Origin of the sequence: Gracilibacillus timonensis, assembly GCF_900086715.1 — a bacterium.
Lineage (GTDB): Bacteria > Bacillota > Bacilli > Bacillales > Amphibacillaceae > Gracilibacillus > Gracilibacillus timonensis.
The window spans coordinates 471,509-488,354 of the sequence record NZ_FLKH01000010.1 but is presented as its reverse complement, the minus strand read 5'-3'; the positions used below and the strand labels follow the sequence as shown (position 1 = coordinate 488,354).

18 protein-coding genes and 1 riboswitch are annotated in these 16,846 nt (G+C 41.7%); of the genes, 15 read left to right on the top strand and 3 right to left on the bottom strand.

Going from position 1 to position 16,846, the window contains the following annotated elements; genetic code table 11:
- The first annotated feature begins 45 nt into the window (after positions 1–45).
- The 3 genes from BN6556_RS06245 to BN6556_RS06235 all read left to right on the top strand — a co-directional run bounded on the left by BN6556_RS06245 (position 46) and on the right by BN6556_RS06235 (position 3,187).
- Positions 46–837, top strand: coding sequence for an aldo/keto reductase (locus BN6556_RS06245; RefSeq protein WP_066189042.1), 792 nt, complete (start codon positions 46–48; stop codon positions 835–837).
- 25 nt (positions 838–862) lie between these two features.
- Complete coding sequence (locus BN6556_RS06240; RefSeq protein WP_066188446.1) at positions 863–1,045, top strand: PspC domain-containing protein; 183 nt, start codon at positions 863–865, stop codon at positions 1,043–1,045.
- A gap of 378 nt (positions 1,046–1,423) precedes the next feature.
- Positions 1,424–3,187, top strand: a complete 1,764-nt coding sequence (locus BN6556_RS06235) for a DUF2207 domain-containing protein (protein ID WP_066188443.1) — start codon at positions 1,424–1,426, stop codon at positions 3,185–3,187.
- Between the two features lie 147 nt (positions 3,188–3,334).
- Here BN6556_RS06235 and thiW read toward each other — a convergent pair whose 3' ends face one another.
- The gene (gene thiW, locus BN6556_RS06230; protein WP_066188439.1) at positions 3,335–3,835 is read right to left on the bottom strand and encodes an energy coupling factor transporter S component ThiW; all 501 of its coding nucleotides are present in this window, start codon (positions 3,833–3,835) and stop codon (positions 3,335–3,337) included.
- Between the two features lie 68 nt (positions 3,836–3,903).
- Positions 3,904–4,019, bottom strand: a riboswitch (TPP riboswitch).
- 213 nt (positions 4,020–4,232) lie between these two features.
- Between thiW and BN6556_RS06225 the strand changes: the two genes are divergently transcribed.
- From BN6556_RS06225 to BN6556_RS06175, 11 genes are all read left to right on the top strand, one after another.
- A complete protein-coding gene (locus BN6556_RS06225; protein WP_066188437.1) occupies positions 4,233–5,234 on the top strand; it encodes a LacI family DNA-binding transcriptional regulator in 1,002 nt (333 codons plus the stop codon).
- A gap of 14 nt (positions 5,235–5,248) precedes the next feature.
- Positions 5,249–5,806 carry a 6-phospho-3-hexuloisomerase gene (gene hxlB, locus BN6556_RS06220; protein ID WP_066188435.1) on the top strand — a complete coding sequence of 186 codons (558 nt, stop codon included), beginning with the start codon at positions 5,249–5,251 and terminating at the stop codon, positions 5,804–5,806.
- Positions 5,807–5,819: 13 nt separating this feature from the next.
- Entirely contained in the window at positions 5,820–6,449 is a 630-nt protein-coding gene (locus BN6556_RS06215) for a bifunctional 4-hydroxy-2-oxoglutarate aldolase/2-dehydro-3-deoxy-phosphogluconate aldolase (RefSeq protein WP_066188433.1), read from the top strand.
- A 48-nt stretch (positions 6,450–6,497) separates the two neighbouring features.
- Entirely contained in the window at positions 6,498–7,526 is a 1,029-nt protein-coding gene (locus tag BN6556_RS06210) for a TRAP transporter substrate-binding protein (protein ID WP_066188431.1), read from the top strand.
- A gap of 15 nt (positions 7,527–7,541) precedes the next feature.
- Positions 7,542–8,027, top strand: a complete 486-nt coding sequence (locus BN6556_RS06205) for a TRAP transporter small permease (protein ID WP_066188430.1) — start codon at positions 7,542–7,544, stop codon at positions 8,025–8,027.
- Positions 8,027–9,316 carry a TRAP transporter large permease gene (locus tag BN6556_RS06200; protein WP_066188427.1) on the top strand — a complete coding sequence of 430 codons (1,290 nt, stop codon included), beginning with the start codon at positions 8,027–8,029 and terminating at the stop codon, positions 9,314–9,316. Before BN6556_RS06205 ends, BN6556_RS06200 begins: the two co-directional genes overlap by 1 nt.
- Positions 9,317–9,322: 6 nt before the next feature.
- Positions 9,323–10,006, top strand: coding sequence for a ribose-5-phosphate isomerase RpiA (rpiA, locus tag BN6556_RS06195; RefSeq protein ID WP_066188425.1), 684 nt, complete (start codon positions 9,323–9,325; stop codon positions 10,004–10,006).
- A gap of 15 nt (positions 10,007–10,021) precedes the next feature.
- Positions 10,022–10,972, top strand: coding sequence for a sugar kinase (locus BN6556_RS06190; RefSeq protein ID WP_066188423.1), 951 nt, complete (start codon positions 10,022–10,024; stop codon positions 10,970–10,972).
- A gap of 12 nt (positions 10,973–10,984) precedes the next feature.
- Positions 10,985–11,602: a 3-hexulose-6-phosphate synthase gene (gene hxlA / locus BN6556_RS06185; protein ID WP_066188421.1), complete on the top strand. Its 618-nt coding sequence runs from the start codon at positions 10,985–10,987 to the stop codon at positions 11,600–11,602.
- Between the two features lie 241 nt (positions 11,603–11,843).
- On the top strand, positions 11,844–12,791 hold the full coding sequence (locus BN6556_RS06180; protein ID WP_066188419.1) for a ring-cleaving dioxygenase: 948 nt from the start codon (positions 11,844–11,846) through the stop codon (positions 12,789–12,791).
- Between the two features lie 104 nt (positions 12,792–12,895).
- Positions 12,896–13,786: a Cof-type HAD-IIB family hydrolase gene (locus BN6556_RS06175; protein ID WP_066188417.1), complete on the top strand. Its 891-nt coding sequence runs from the start codon at positions 12,896–12,898 to the stop codon at positions 13,784–13,786.
- A gap of 408 nt (positions 13,787–14,194) precedes the next feature.
- Here BN6556_RS06175 and BN6556_RS06170 read toward each other — a convergent pair whose 3' ends face one another.
- Both BN6556_RS06170 and BN6556_RS06165 read right to left on the bottom strand, forming a co-directional pair.
- On the bottom strand, positions 14,195–14,614 hold the full coding sequence (locus tag BN6556_RS06170) for a universal stress protein (protein WP_066188415.1): 420 nt from the start codon (positions 14,612–14,614) through the stop codon (positions 14,195–14,197).
- A 42-nt stretch (positions 14,615–14,656) separates the two neighbouring features.
- Positions 14,657–16,093, bottom strand: coding sequence for a SulP family inorganic anion transporter (locus BN6556_RS06165; protein ID WP_066189035.1), 1,437 nt, complete (start codon positions 16,091–16,093; stop codon positions 14,657–14,659).
- Between the two features lie 170 nt (positions 16,094–16,263).
- Between BN6556_RS06165 and BN6556_RS06160 the strand changes: the two genes are divergently transcribed.
- A complete protein-coding gene (locus BN6556_RS06160; protein ID WP_066188413.1) occupies positions 16,264–16,806 on the top strand; it encodes a recombinase family protein in 543 nt (180 codons plus the stop codon).
- Positions 16,807–16,846: the final 40 nt, after the last annotated feature.

Sequence of the window (16,846 nt, the reverse complement as noted above, 5' to 3'; positions counted from 1 at the left end):
GCTTTGAATTTACAATCGACAACTACTTTGCATAATGGTGTGAACATGCCATGGTTTGGTTTAGGCGTGTTTAAAGTGCAAGATGGCGAAGAGGTTTACAATTCTGTGAAATGGGCGCTGGAGCATGGCTATAAAAGTATTGATACGGCGGCTATTTATAGAAATGAAGAAGGGGTAGGTAAGGCAATCAAAGATTCGGGTACCCCAAGAGAAGAGTTGTTTATTACCTCAAAGCTGTGGAATGGAGATCAAGGCTATGAGGAAACATTCCAAGCTTATCAAGCGAGTTTAGATCGATTAGGATTAAATTATCTGGACTTATACCTTATTCACTGGCCAGTACCAGAACAAGACAAGTATAGAGAATCATGGCAGGCGATGGAGGAACTATATAATGATGGGAAAATAAGAGCGATCGGTGTAAGTAATTTTAAGGAACACCATCTTGATAGACTGTTGGAAAAAGCAGAAATTACACCAATGGTTAATCAAGTGGAGTATCATCCACATTTACAGCAAAAAAGCCTGCATGACTATTGTAAGAAGCATAACATTCAGTTAGAGGCGTGGTCTCCGTTAAAACAAGGGGAACTATTAACGGATGAAACATTGACGGAGATTGCAGAACGACATGGGAAATCCACGGCACAAATTATTTTACGTTGGGACTTACAGCAAGAAGTAATTACGATTCCGAAGTCGGTGAAACAACAGCGTATTCATGATAATGCGGATGTATTTGATTTTGAGTTAACCAATGCTGAAATGAAATTGATTGCCGACATGAATAAAGACGATCGGGTTGGGGCGGACCCAGATGAAATGAACAACCGGTAGATGAGGCTTCGGGAGGGATTTCTTGATGAACAGGAAATTGAATAAATCTGTGAATGACCGTGTCCTATTTGGTGTTTGTGGGGGAATTGCCGATTTTTTCGGCATCACTCCTTTGCCCGTTCGAATTATTTTCCTTCTTACTTTAGGAGGGTCTTTCTGGGTTTATGTTGTATTGTCCTACATTTTGGACGATGCTCCTACCTTGTAACGAGAAGGTTGATGACTGCTTGCAATCATAGCAGTCATCAACCTTTTTTCTTAGCAGATAAACATAACATTCTTGATATGATAGAATATGGTACGATTTTGATTATAAGCTATGATGAGTACCGATAAGTTAGATTTTAGAAATATTGTCCTCCTATAAGCATGTTGAAGAGCAACATTATATAGAGAAGTAGCGTACATTGTACATAAGTAATCTAATGATGTCATCCAATATCGGACGTTTTATTATCGAAACGGGATCATGCCCTTATCTTATTTATGGATTGTTTATTTCATTACCGAGTTTTTGAAAATATCCCCAAGATATTGCTTTATCTCTATTAAAAAACATCTAAATGATGAAAGTGAGTGAACGCTAATGAACAAGCCGGTAAAAATTCTTGTTACCTTCACGATAGCTGTTGCAATAAATCTAGCACTTACCTTAACGGTATTTGCTGAAAATGAGATGAGTGATCTACATATTGAAGTAGAACTACAGGAAGATGGTTCGGGTATTGTGACCGAACACCGTCAGATGAATATGAATGAGGGTACGGAACTTTTCATTAATATGGCCAATCTTGATGGATCAGAGGTAACGGACTTTTCTGTTGATGGATTTGAAGAAGAAACTAATTGGAATTCCGATGCTTCACAAGAAGAAAAGGCTGGAAAATATGGGGTGCTATCTACAAACGAACGCACGGAATTAGTTTGGGGAATTGGCGAATACGGGGAAAATACATATACGGTGACTTATACCTTATCTGATCTTGTTCGTAATGTAGAAGACGGACAAGCGATGCTTTGGAACTTTGATACCTTTTCAGATATCCCTGCCCAACAGTTGACGGTTGAAATTTCTGGTTTTCAACCATTCACACAGGAAATGGTAGATTTCTGGGGATTTGGGTTTGAGGGGGATATGCACCTTGTAGATGATCGGATTATATGGGAATCACATGGAGAGGTCGATGGAAATGTGATTGTGTTAACCCAATTTCCACCTGGTGTCTTTCAAGTACAACAAACAGAAGACATCACTTTATCCGAACAACGAGAAGAAGCAATGGATGGATCCGTTTATAATGCAAGTGATGAGTCCTCTTCCGCTTTCATCATTGCGGGTATCATTATTGGCTTGTTTCTATTGGTGGCTATCGCTATTATTTTCATGGGCATTAAAACAAATCAAGCGAAAAGAGAGGCTGGTGCCATGAAGTCTCTCCAAAAACGGATCGCAGAAAATAAAAATAAAACTTATGAAAAAGTCCCTTATACCGGAGAAGACTATGCCGGTTTGAGCGTCCTTTTAGGGGATTTGCAACTCGGTCATTTTGAAGATATCGTTCAAGCTTATTTGTTGAAATGGTCGATGAATGAGCAAATCTTGATGGAAGCAGAAGAGGTAAGCAAGTTTTTTGGGGAAAAATATCGCACGACACTTTCTATTCATGATGTGGAAAAGCAACGGAATAAATATCCAATATCCTTTAGGGGAATAGTGGAACAAATAGAAGAAGGAACATACAGTGAAACGTATGAAACAGGTCTGTGGACCATGTTTTTAGATGTTGCGGATGCGAATGGCGTTATTACGGATGATGTCATCCAAAAATGGGGTAAAAAACATGCAGATGAAGTCAGTACGTTTGCTGATTATCTCAAAGACTATTCAGAAGCTTATCTGGAGCGGCAGGGATTATTTTCGTTTGAAGAAATAAAACCGCTTGGAATAAAGCAAGCGGTCATCGTCCCAAGTGATGAAGGAGATAGGCTAGCGAATCGTTTACTACAGTTTGGGAATTATTTGCGTGAATCAGATATCAATCAATTCACAGCTGTTTCTGAGCCACTCTCCTTGCAAGATATGATGTTATGGAGTGTATTATTTGGCAAAAGTGATAATATGTCCAAAAAACTAGAAGGTTTTGTTCTTGAAGACATGTCCCAAGAAGATGGGATGTATCGTTATTACTGGATGTGCACTTACTTGACTCGTACAGGTCTGTCTACAGGACTAGCTCACGGTGGATTCAATGCTAACACCTCATCTGTAGCTGCTTCCGGCGGCGGTGGTGCTACAGGTATCGGTGGCGGTGGTGGTGCCGGTGGAGGAGGCGGTGGCGGAGCACGCTAAGCGAAAACGTTTTGCCTCCACATATACAGTGCAGAAGCTCAAACAAACTGCTGTTTGAGCTTCTTTTCGTGTCTCACTGTTGCGCAATCTAGTGAAGCGAATGTCTGGAAGCCCCTCCGTTTTTAAGCGAACACTCTGCGCTTTTCGTTATTTAGATGGAAGTGTCTGATTGACAAGTGAGGTGTGCTTCACACGTGACAGTAGTAACAGACCAATCAATGCCCCGGTAATACTGCTGACAAGAAAGCCGGGCAGAAAGGCCAGTACTCCCACTGAAGTTCCCATCACAAGCTTGGCAAAAGGGACGCATAATAGCGAGCCAATAATGCCTGTTCCGAACATTTCACCCCCTCCAGCCAGCCACTTCTTATGTCCCCATCGATAAAGATAGCCCGCTAATAAGGCGCCAACCATTCCTCCTGGAAATGCCAATAATGTACCAATACCTAATAGATTTCGTAATAATCCAATCGTAAAGGCAATGACAACAGCTGGTATAGGACCAAGCATGACGGCTGCCATGACATTAACGGCATGCTGTACTGGATAGGCTTTTGCCACCCCTGTTGGGAACCAGAGAAATTGCGACCCCAGTGTGCCAATTGCAATGAGCACCGCCATTATCGTGAGTAAATGTGTTCGATTCATTTCTTTTCCTCCTTTGTTTTTTTGCACGCAAGGAAGGAAAAAGCCAGATTCTTATGATAAAAAGAACCTGGCTAAATAACCTACTTCCCTCCGCTGGTTATCAACCAGATCAGGTTCATAGAGTTAAAAGGCTTGATCGCGCCTTTCTCTCAGCCTATACTGATAGGCACCCCTAGTAGTGCATGCATATGTAATTGTATGTCATTGTACCAAAGATAGCGCAAAAGTCAATTTTTCACAAAGTTATTGTCCATGTATATAGCAACATTCCTTTTCATTATCGCAAAAATAAATTTATATAAAAGGGTTGTAAAACGCTTTCTAATGATTTATACTTTCACTAAATCGATTTACTAAACCGATTTAGTGATTAAAAGCTAGTTAGAGGGGTATGCGTATGAAAAGGATAACCATTGCAGATGTAGCTAAATTAGCCGGGGTATCAAAAAGTACTGTCTCCCAATATCTTAATCACCGTTTTGATTATATGGGAGCGGATACTAAACAAAAAATAGAAAAAGCGATCCAGCAATTAAACTATAAACCGAATATGGTCGCACGTAGTTTGAAACAAAAATCTTCTACGACAATTGGGGTGATTGTGGCTAATATCCTTCATGTATTTTCTACTCAGGTGATTCGGGCGATTGAAGATTTCTGTCAGGAAAAAGGTTTTCATGTGATTGTCTGTAATGCCGATGATCAGCCAGAGAAAGAGAAGAAATATATCGAGATGCTGCGGGCAAAGCAAGTGGACGGTGTGATTGCCTTCCCAACTGGCGATAACGTGGAGCTTTATCAAAAACTGCTGGAAGAAGATTATCCCGTTGTTTTAATGGATCGAATTATTCCATCTCTGGATATTCCATCGATTTTATTGGACAATCGAACAGCTGCCCAGTTGGCTGTCGCTGAAATCGTTCAGCAGGGCTTTCAACGGCCAGCAGTTGTCAGTTCACCACTTACAGCCGCAATTACTCCTCGAATAGAGAGGGTAGAGTCTTTCCAGCGGAGCTTACAGGAACATGGATTGGAGCTATTACCTTCTTACAAGGTAAGTGGAAAAATGGTGGATTTAACCAACAAGTTAGCTGAACTGTTTCAAAATGAACAACCCCCAGATGTTTTGTTTGCGATTAATGACCGTGTGCTACATGAGGTATTAACGTTCATTAAACAGCAAGGATTAAGGATACCAGAGGAGGTAGCGGTGATAAGTATTGACGACGTGTCCTTTGCCAATTTCTATAACCCACCGTTAACCACGATTTCTCAGCCTGCCTTTGACATGGGGAAGAAAGCGGCAGAAATACTGTTTGAATGTATGGTTGATCAAAAGGAGGAAAAGCTGCAAGTTTATCGTTTTCCACCAACCTTAAATAAACGAGAATCCTGTTGAGAAAGGGTGTTACCATGAAAAATATATCAACTACCATTGTAAACGAAGTGCGAGAGGTGCTTGATCATGTCAAGGAAACAGAGATGATCCAATTAGCAGAGGCCATCCAGTCTGCCAAACGAATCTTTATTGCCGGAACAGGTCGATCAGGGTTAGTGGGAAAAATGTTCGGCATGCGTTTAATGCATAGTGAATATCCGGTATTTATTGTAGGAGAAACGATTACGCCGAGCTTAGGTTCCCAAGACTTGTTGTTGGTTATTTCCGGTTCGGGTGGTACCGCTAGTTTACTTCAATATGCACAAAAAGCAAAAGAGATTGACGCCAAAGTAGCCTTGGTCACCACCAATCCAGATTCAACGATTGGACAACGAAGCGATGTAACGGTACAGATCCCAGCGGCAACGAAGAAACGCTTGGCGTCAGAACCTGAAACTATTCAACCATTAGGCAGTTCATTCGATCAGTCCGCTCATCTGTTATTAGATGCGATTATCGTCTATTTATTAGAAACCTATCCAGCTGCTCGTGATGAGGCAAGCTTACGTCAGCAGCACACCAATTTAGAGTAGAGGAGAGAAAATTATGTCTATTATCGAAGGAATTAAGCAAGAGAAGGTGGTTGCCGTCATTAGAAAGACAACGAAAGAAAATATAGTACCTATTTTGGAAGCGTTGGCAGAAGGTGGCGTACATCATGTGGAAATTACGGCAGAAACCCCGCAAGTAAACCAAATTATTGAAAAGGCAGTACGAGAAGCAGATCCAGCCATGAAAGTTGGGGCAGGAACCGTACTAGACCCGGAAACAGCCAGATCTGTCATCATGGCAGGGGCGGCTTTTGTTGTCTCCCCGACGTGGAATGTCGATACACTACGATTATGTCAGCGTTATGGAATCGAACATATCCCAGGGGTGCTGACACCTACAGAAATTTCTGTTGCCTGTGAACATGGGGCACGTATGGTGAAGATATTTCCAGCTGATTCTGTAGGCCCGTCCTATATCAAAAATATCCGTGGGCCTCTGCCGCACGTATCGGCAATGGTTACCGGCGGAATTACACTCAACAATATGAATGACTATTTACAGGCAGGAAGTGCCGCTGTGGGGATAGGAAGCAACTTAGTAAATGCTGTCCAGTTGAAATCAGAAGCCGACTATCAGGAGCTGACGAAACGAGCGGAAGACTATATTCGACGAGCGAATTCATAAGTCGATAAGCCTCAAATAAGGATCAACATGCATAAGGGAGGTAGCCGCATGTCAAAAAATAAAATGGTGTTCCTTTCCCTATTGGCAGGGATTATTACCCTACTTTTTACGGGATGCAATACGGATGAAGTAGAGGTTAACGAAGAAGGAAAGATAAAAATTATTGCCGCGCATAATCAGACATCACCAGATAATCCTTATCAGGCAGGGTTGTTAAAATTTAAAGAAATAGTCGAAGAAAAATCAGGCGGACAAATGGAAGTAGAAGTGCATGCTGGTACAATTGGGACAGAGGAGTCAGAGTTAATTGAGAAGCTACAATTAGGGGCAGCAGATGTTGTCGTGGCCTCACCTGGTCTGATGACGCAAACAGGAATACGGGAAGTGGACTTGTTTTCTGCACCATATTTGTTCAATACGTATGATCATTGGTTAGCAGCTGTAGATGGTGAAGTAGGCAAAGAGATGGCACAAGTCATTAATGATAAATCGAATAATTCGTTTAAGCTCTTAGGCTACTGGTCAGCTGGTGTACGGCATTACTATGGCAAAAAACCGATTGAATCAATAGAAGATTTGAAAGGGTTATCATTACGTACCCAAACATCAGGGGTTATCTCTGATTTCTGGAAGGAGCTTGGTGTAGTACCATCTGGTATTGCTTGGGGCGAACTATACCAAGGGTTACAACAGGATGTAGTCGATTCATCGGAGAATGCTTATCCATTTTTTGTTCAGCAATCTCACCATACAACGCCTAACGGGAAATATATCACGGAAACGGCGCATGATTTTACGACACGATTTTTACTGATCAATGGAGAGAAGTTTGATAACTATACGTCCAAGCAGCAGGAGATTATTCTGCAAGCGGCCGAGGCCTCTGTGGAAACCGAACGGGAAGTGACCTTGCAGCAGGATGAAGAATATAAAGAGAAGGCGATAGAGGAAGGGGCTGAAGTAAACGAGATTGATCGTGAACCGTTTATCGAGATTGCGACCCCAATTATTGAGGCATTTGCCAAAGAGATTGAAGTAGAAGAATTATTGCAGAAAATCCGTTCATTAGAGGAATAACAAGGAGGTAATTGGATGAGAAAGTGGGTAGGCACCTTAGAAAAAATACAGATTTCCATAGGCATAGCCTTTCTCTTTATCTTTTTCGGAGTGATTGTTCTGCAAATTATCACCAGATATTTAGGAGTATCGGTGATTTGGACCGAAGAAGCAGCGAATTATTCGTTTATATGGGCGGTGTTTATGGGTGCGGCAGTGATGGTGAATCGTCGGGAACATTTTAACTTCGATTTTTTGGTGCAAAAACTACAAGGGAAGAAAAAGATATACCTTCAATTGTTTAACGATACGGTGTTAGTCTTGTTCAACCTATGTATTTTTATACTGGGGATTCAAGTGGTACAAGAATTTTGGAGTTATACCTGGTCTTCCATTCCGGAAATGAAGATGGGCTATGTATGGATAGCCATTCCCATTATGGCAGGCACGATGCTGATCTATACGCTAGTGCATATGGCTGGTCATATCCAATCCCTACGAGGGCAGGAGGTGCATGAATAATGGGATTTTTACTGCTTGGTTTGTTCCTTGTATTGATGTTCATTGGGGTACCGATAGCTTTTGTAATTGGGATTGTGGCCTTGATCGGAATAGCTGGTATGCCGTATACACCAGAAGCCACGGTACCAATGAAAATGGTGAATGGGTTAGACTCATTTGTGCTATTGGCCGTGCCTTTATTTATTTTGGCAGCGAATTTAATGAATTCAGGTAAAATATCAGAAAAGATGATCGAATTTGCCTTAGCGATTGTTGGTTCGATTCGTGGCGGGCTAGCGCATGCGAATGTGCTTGTATCGATGATGTTCGCAGGTGTATCTGGCGCTTCACAAGCAGATACAGCCGGAGTTGGAAAAATCCTGATACCAAGCATGTTGCGTAAAGGCTATGATAAAGAGACGGCTGTTGGTGTAACCGCTGCCTCTTCTACCGTTGGTGTGGTCATTCCACCAAGTATCCCGATGATTATCTTTGCAGGACTATCCAACGTATCGATCGGGGCTTTGTTTCTAGGTGGAATCGTTCCAGGGCTTTTAGTCGGTTTGGCGATGATGATCTTGATTTATGTAGTCGCCGTTAAACGAAAGTACCCGAAGGATCAACGGGTAGAAGCAAGCGCGATATTTAAGCTGTTTCGTGAAGCATTTCCGGCATTGCTTACACCAATTATTATTATTGGTGGCATTATCAGCGGGCTCTTTACCGCAACGGAGGCAGCAGCGGTGGCTTGTATTTATACCACGCTGATTTGCATGTTTTACTATAAAACCTTACAGCTAAAGGATTTTCCAAAAATATTATTTGATACCTTGGCATTGAGTTCTTTATCCTTGTTTGCTTTAGCTGCTGCCAGTGCGTTAGGTGAATTAATGAGTTATTATCAGCTAGGTTCTATTGCTCAGACTTTTTTTGAAAATAATATTGGGGCAAAATGGTTGTTTATTTTGATTATTATTGCCTTTTTCCTTTTCATTGGTACGTTCATGGACGCGATTCCAGCGATGATTTTATTTGTACCGATTATTTTACCGACGGCTTTAGAATTTGGAATAGATCCCGTACATTTAGGGATAATGGTAGTCATGACCTTAGCAGTAGGGCTGATTACCCCACCATATGGGTTATGTTTGTTACTTGCTGCAAAAATAGGGAATATGTCAACTGAACGGTCCTTTGTGGCAGTGCTCCCCTATATTGGGATTGTATTGGTGGTCCTTTTGTTTATTGCCTTTTTCCCGGACATTGCCTTTTACATTCCACAATTATTTAGTCCGGAATTATTTGGTTAGGAGTGAATGATAGTGAAAAATGATAAGCAAACGGCTGCAGAGGCAGCCATAGATTATATAAAGGATGGCATGATTGTAGGACTTGGATCGGGATCTACTGTTAATTATATGATAGAAGCGCTGGCGGAGCGTATCCAAAGGGAAGGGCTATCAATTCAAACCATTCCAGCCTCGAAGAAATCCGAACAATTAGCAACCGAGCTGGGCGTTCCGCTTACTTCTTTTTCAGAATATAAAAGAGTGGATATTGCCATTGATGGCGCCGATGAGGTCGATTCTGATTTTCAATTGTTAAAAGGAGGAGGCGGTTCCTTGGTAAGGGAAAAGCTAATTGCTGCTGCCGCCGATTATTTTGTTGTGATTGTCGATCAATCCAAACTGGTGAGACAGTTAGGTGCCTTTCCTCTTCCGGTTGAGGTGGTTCCATTTGCTTGGAAAGTCACCGAACAGCACATCCAACAATTAGGCTGTCGCACAAGCAGACGCTATCAAGGAGATCATGTATTTGTTTCGGATAATGGCAATTATATTATCGATTGTTCATTTGAACAGATTACAGAGCCTTCCGAATTGCATCAACAATTAAAAACATTGACAGGGGTCGTGGATACCGGTCTTTTTCTGAACATGGCCGATGAAGTGATTGCTGCAGAACATGGTAAGCTGCATATCCGCAAATGTAAGCAATAACGAGGGGGAGCATAGATGAAGGATGTTATCACGATAGGAGAGGCAATGATTGTTTTTAATCCCAATGCCACAGGTCCGATGAAGTTTGTTAATGGATTTCATAAGCATATTGCAGGTGCTGAGCTTAACTTAGTAACTGGCTGCGCTCGATTAGGGTTAGAGACAGGCTATATCACTCATTTAGGGAATGATGAGTTCGGTAAGTCGATTCGCACCTTTATTAAAGGCGAGGGTATTGACGCAACCGAAATTAAACTGGTAGATAGATATCCAACCTCACTGAATTTTAAGGAAATCATGGAGGATGGCAGTGTCAAAACCTTTTATTACCGGGATAAATCACCAACCTTAACGATGACGCCAGATGGATTGAATGAAGCGTATATTAAGCAGGCAAAGGTACTGCACGTAACGGGAATATTTCCAGCGATTGGTGGCCAGAACACGAATGTTTTGTTGCGAGCATTGGAAATAGCTAAACAGCATGGTGTGAAAGTTTCCTTTGATCCCAATATACGGCTGAAAATGTGGTCGAAAGAGGAAGCAAGGAAGACATTGTTGGAGATCCTGCCCTATGTGGATATTTTGCTAGCGGGCGATGAAGAAATGGAAATTATTATTGGTGAAAAAGATCCAGCACGTATTATTGAAAAGACAAGGGCTATGGGTGTGTCTTGCATAGCTGTTAAGCAAGGAGAGCATGGCTCTGTGGGCTGCTATCAAGGGAAGATCGTTCATTCCGAAGCAGTGAAGGCAACCAAAGTAGTAGACACTGTGGGGGCAGGGGACGGCTTTAATGCTGGTTTTTTATATGGCTATCTGCGTGACTGGTCATTAGAACGGACATTACACTTTGCTAATACGATAGGCTCAATGGTGGTTGGGGTTATTGGAGACAACGAAGGGTTACCGTACTATGAGGACGTGCAAGAAAGGCTAGGGGAAGTAGAGCGAGTAGAGCGTTAGGAGGGTACCAAAATGAGATTACAATTGGCATTAGATCGTCTCTCACGTGATCGATGTATAGAAATAGTTGGCGCAACGAAAGATATAGTGGATATTATTGAGATTGGCACAGGTGTGATCAAGGAATACGGTGTCTCTATTATTCGAGAAATAAGGGAATTGTTCCCTAGTCGCACGATTTTAGCCGATATGAAGACATGCGATGCCGGTAAACAGGAAGCAAAACAAGCCTTTGCAGCAGGTGCAGATATCACTACAGTGATGGCGTTCTCCGCAGATCAAACGATTCAGGATACCTTGGAGGTTGCCAAAGGAATGGACGGTATCATCATGGTAGACTTATTAGAAATACAAACGCCAGATAGGGTAAAACAGCTTGAACACCTTGGAGTAGAGCTGGTTTGTCTTCATGTAGGTAAAGATCAACAAACGAGTGAGCGTTTTGACAGCAAGTTGTTTTCTCTAACTGCTGGCACAGACTTAGAAGTAGCAGTGGCTGGCGGTATTGATCAAAAGACACTACCGGGGATTGTCACACATCAGCCCGATATTGTGATCGTGGGCAGTGCGATAACTGGTAACGCTGACGTGGCTCAAGCAGCAAAGCAATTAAAGAGGCAGATATCATAGACATTGGAGTGACAGCTCGCTTGATTTAGTTGACATAATGCGAGACCGTCCGGAAAAGGGTGTAAACCGTCCGGAAAGCAGATGAAACCGTCCGGAATACGCGCAAAACCGTCCGGAAAGAAGGTGAAACTGTCTGGGATACTGCCCGATGCTCTAGCACCTGCACAGCCATAGAGTTGCTTGCTTCCCATTATGATCAAAGAACGATACAATAGACGTTAACGAGAAAGGAGGCTTCACCATGGAGTTAAAAGGTATACATCATGTGTCTGCTATTACCGCCGATGCTCAGCGGAATGTCAATTTTTATACGAAAATATTGGGAATGCGGCTGGTGAAGAAAACCGTTAATCAGGATGATCCAAGTATGTATCATTTGTTTTATGCCGATGAGATAGGAAGACCAGGTACTGATCTAACTTTTTTTGAGATAAGTAACGCTGGCCATACGTATCCAGGGAACAACAGTATTTCTGGTACATCATTACGGGTTCCTTCTGATGAGGCATTATCTTATTGGGAACAACGTCTTGATCAATATGATGTTATCCATGATGGGGTATCGGAGCGATGGGGCAGGAAAGTGCTTCCCTTTCAGGATCATGAAGGGCAGCGATTGATATTTGTTTCCGACCAGCATAACCAAGGGATAGCAGCAGGTGTACCGTGGCATAAGAGCCATGTACCGCAAGAATTCAGTATCACCGGTTTAGGGCCTGTTTATATTACTGTGCCAAACTTGACGCCGACGGAAGCAATCCTAGTGAATTTGCTCGGTTTTCGTAAAATAGATGAGCAAGGCTCCCTGCACTTGTATACTGTCGGGGCTGGTGGTACCGGTGCAGAGATTCAGGTCGAGGTAGATCCAAAAGCAGATAAGGAAAGACCAGGAAGAGGCAGCGTGCACCATGTTGCCTTGCGGGTAGACAACCAACAGGAGCTGGAACAATGGCGTGATAAAATCCGAGTAGAACGCCTGCCGAATTCAGGGTTGGTCGATCGTTATTATTTTCATTCTCTCTATTTCCGTGAACCAAATGGGATTTTGATTGAACTAGCAACGGATGGACCCGGTTTTGCGACAGATGAATCGGAGGAGCATCTCGGCGAGAGTATAGCCTTGCCCCCATTTTTGGAAGATAGACGACAAGAAATTGAACAACATTTGAAGCCAATTCAACTCAAATAAGCATACAGCCTTTACGTGAAAAATCGTAAGGGCTGTATTTACGTATAATCCATCTTCTTTTTTTGCTATAATAAAAGGATATTCGAAAAAGGGGGAACATGAAAATGATCGATAAACTACGAGCCATTTGTTTAGATATGGATGGGACCATCTTACGACATGATAATACGATTTCTGATCAGACTTTGCGCATGATTCAAGCATGGAGACAACAAGGGGTACGGGTGTTTATTGTTACCGGCCGCTCCCTGAAAGAATTATATGATGCCGCACCAGCAGATATTGAACTGGATGGCTTCGTTACGTCGAATGGGATGATTAGTTATATTAGCAAAGAAAAGGTGGCAGAATACGAACTAGACCGTGCGATTGTCGAGGATGTGATCGAATTAGCACGAGAGGATCAGATTTATTATGAGGTTCACCCGAATGATCATCATCGTTGGACATTGCAAGAAGACTATGCCTTTATGAAGCAGATGATTGATCGGGACAAACCGGAAGAAGTTGGTATTCATGAATGGCTTGATCGAGAAGCGGCAATGGCTGGCGATATCAACTGGCCGGAAACCTATCCGCCTTATAAGGTAGCAAAATTATATTGTTTTACCAATGAACAGGAGAAAATGCAGGCATGGATCCAAAGATTACAGCAATTAAAGCAAACTGCCGATTTCACTACCTCTTCTTCTTCGCCACATAACGTGGAAGTGATGGCTGAAGGAATTAATAAGGCGACAGGGGTACAGGTACTATTGGAGCATTACCAAATAAGTCCGGAACACACCTTAGCCATGGGAGATAGTAATAATGATATTCCGATGATGCATTATGTCGGCCATCCAGTAGCGATGAAGAATGCCACCGAGGAAATAAAACGGATTTCCAAAGAGATAACAACCGCCACAAATGATGAAGAGGGCGTCTATCATTATTTGCAGCAGTTGTTGCATGGCACGGAAAAAGGACAAGGAGTCAATACTGTACGAGAATAAAACTTGCCATACCCTTATACATATTGATGCAGGGTATGGCATTTATTCACGCTCATTTATCACTGCGTAACCGTGCGTAAATCCCACTGCAAACTGCCAGGAGATCCACGAATAACAGACAAAAAAACGGCCAATCGCAAATTTCTTTCCGTAAGAATGCATCTCGTGGACTGTGGAGAACAAATCCCGTTCTACAGTCCATAAGAACGAATCTCGCGGACTGTAGAGAGAAAATCTCATTCCTGAGTCCATAAGAATGAATCTAACAGACAAAAAAATGACCAATCGCAAATTTTAGTCCGTAAGAACCTGTTCTTACGGACTGAGGAGAGCAAATCATGGAACAACGGGTGCGAAAATCTCACTAATCTAATCATCCCTGGAACGCTCTACTGCTGGAAATCCTAATTATTTGACAATAAGGACGGGACAATCCACTCTTTTCACTACTTTATGGCTGACGCTACCTAACACCATTTCCTGAAATGCATTAAGGCCGCGGCTGCCTATCACCAATAATTCATAATCTCCTTTATTGGTGTATTCCACAATGGTGGGACCGGGTTCGCCATGTAGGATTTTAATTTCATAAGATAAGTGATGCGCGTCCAATAGTTCTGTCGCAGGAAGGAGTGCTTTTCGTCTGGAAATTTCCAATTCTTCTTTCCCGCCACTGTGTAACACTTCATTCTTTGCTTTTGAAAATTCCGCTACAGATACCACTTCGATATGGCTGTCTTTTACCAAGGAAGCGATTTTAACGGTCTCTTCTGTCGCCCGTATCGAATGGTCCGATCCGTCAACTGCCAGGATAATCTGTTTATACATGGTAACACCTCTCCTTTTCCAATCATTATATAATGAAGATCACTATATGTGATGTGCTGCCAACTTATCAACCATCTTTTTACTGGAGGCATTTAGTCCTTCTATGGTAACCTCATTTTGATTTTCGCGAAATTTAAACACAACCTTATCAACGGCTCCTACAGCTGAATCATCCCAGACATGAGCATCCGTGAAATCAATGACAATGGCTGCATTTTTGACACTATAATCAAAATCATTTAAAAAGCTATCGGTGGACGCAAAGAATAACTGCCCCTCTATACGATAGATTATATCATCATCCCTTTGCTGCTTCCTAATCTTTATTTTTGATATTTTAGCAACAAAGAAGATCGCACTTAATATAACCCCAGCTATCACTCCTTTGGATAAGTCATGTGTTGCAACAACAATAGCAACGGTAACCAGCATAACTACTGCATCGCTTTTGGGTGCATTTTTTAAATAGCTGAATGATGACCAGTCGAATGTTCCGATGGATACCATGATCATGATACCTACTAGAACAGGCATTGGTATCTGTACTACTAAACCACCTAGAACAATAATCAAAAAGATAAGAAACACACCAGCAACGAGTGTCGATAATCTTCCTCGTCCCCCTGATTTGACGTTTATGACAGATTGGCCAATCATGGCACAACCAGCCATTCCGCCAAAGAAGCCGGTTATAATATTTGCCATTCCTTGTCCTCTGGCTTCTTTGTTTTTATTGCTTTCTGTTCCTGTCATATCATCTACAATGGAGGATGTTAATAAAGATTCTAACAGCCCTACAATAGCCAAGGCTAATGAATAAGGGAAGATAATTTGTAATGTCTCCCAGTTAAGTGGTATGTTCGGTAATAAAAATTCCGGTAGTGTTCTCGTGATTTCACCTAAATCGCCGACTGTTCGTAAATCCATGTCTGAATAAATCGCGATGGTGGTTAATACGATAATTGCAATCAATGGTGCTGGAATCGACTTTAAAAACCTCGGAAGTGTATAAACAATAATCAGCGTTATCGCTACAAAAATATAGGTTGCATTGGAGATTCCTAAAAAATGTGGCACTTGAGCCATAAATATTAAGATCGCTAAGGCATTAACAAAACCAATCATCACGGCTCTTGGAATAAATTTCATCAGTTTGGCAATCTTGAAGACACCAAATAGTAGTTGTATAATTCCTGTTAAAATGGTTGCAGCCAATAAATAATGGAGACCATAATCTTTCACTAAGGGTGCCATCAATAATGCCATTGCTCCGGTTGCAGCTGAAATCATACCAGGACGGCCACCTACAAACGCGATAATAACAGCAATACAAAAGGATGCATATAACCCAACCATAGGGTCTACTCCCGCTATGATTGAGAAGGCAATTGCTTCTGGAATTAGTGCCAAGGCTACCACAATTCCAGCTAGAATATCCCCCCGAATATTGGAAAACCAATCTCTTTTTATTCTTTCCATCACTTTACTTCTACTCCTTTATATAGTTCCTTTTTAAAAGTCCGATGCGAAATGCAATAAACGTATCTTATCATCATTCGAACTAAAAGGGAACCATTTTGGGAAAACTTTTTCAAATAAATTATGATATAATAATAGGTAGATATTATAAAAACCAAAGGGAGAATAACATGTTGATAGGATATATGAGACCATATCAAAGTGATGTAAATTGCGAGGTCCAATTACAGCAATTAACCGAAAAACATTGTGAAAAGGTGTTTGTGGAGGAACATTCCTCTGCCAAAAAGAGAACGGAACTAGAGCATTTGATAAATAATCTTAAACAAGGTGACAAACTTATCGTAACCAAACTATACATACTAGCAGATTCAACGTTACACTTAGTAGAAGTGTTAGACGCGATTAAAAGGAAGGGCGCTTTTTTTCAATCATTGCAAGAAGAGATTGATACTAGCAGCCCTCACGGATATCCATTTCATGATATGGTTGAAGCACTTGCTGCATTTCAGCGTGATGTCATTAGTGAAAATACCAAAAGGGGGTTATATAAAGCGAAACAAAAAGGTGTTACCACAGGACGACCAAGAAAACCCGATGAAAATGTCCAACAAGCGATCGTAATGTATGAAAGTAAACAATATACGCTTGCTGAAATAAAGGCGGAAACAGGCATTAGTAAATCGACCTTATATCGCTATTTAGAACAATGAGGATTAACTTCTTTCGGTTGCTTTGTGATAAAATAAACAC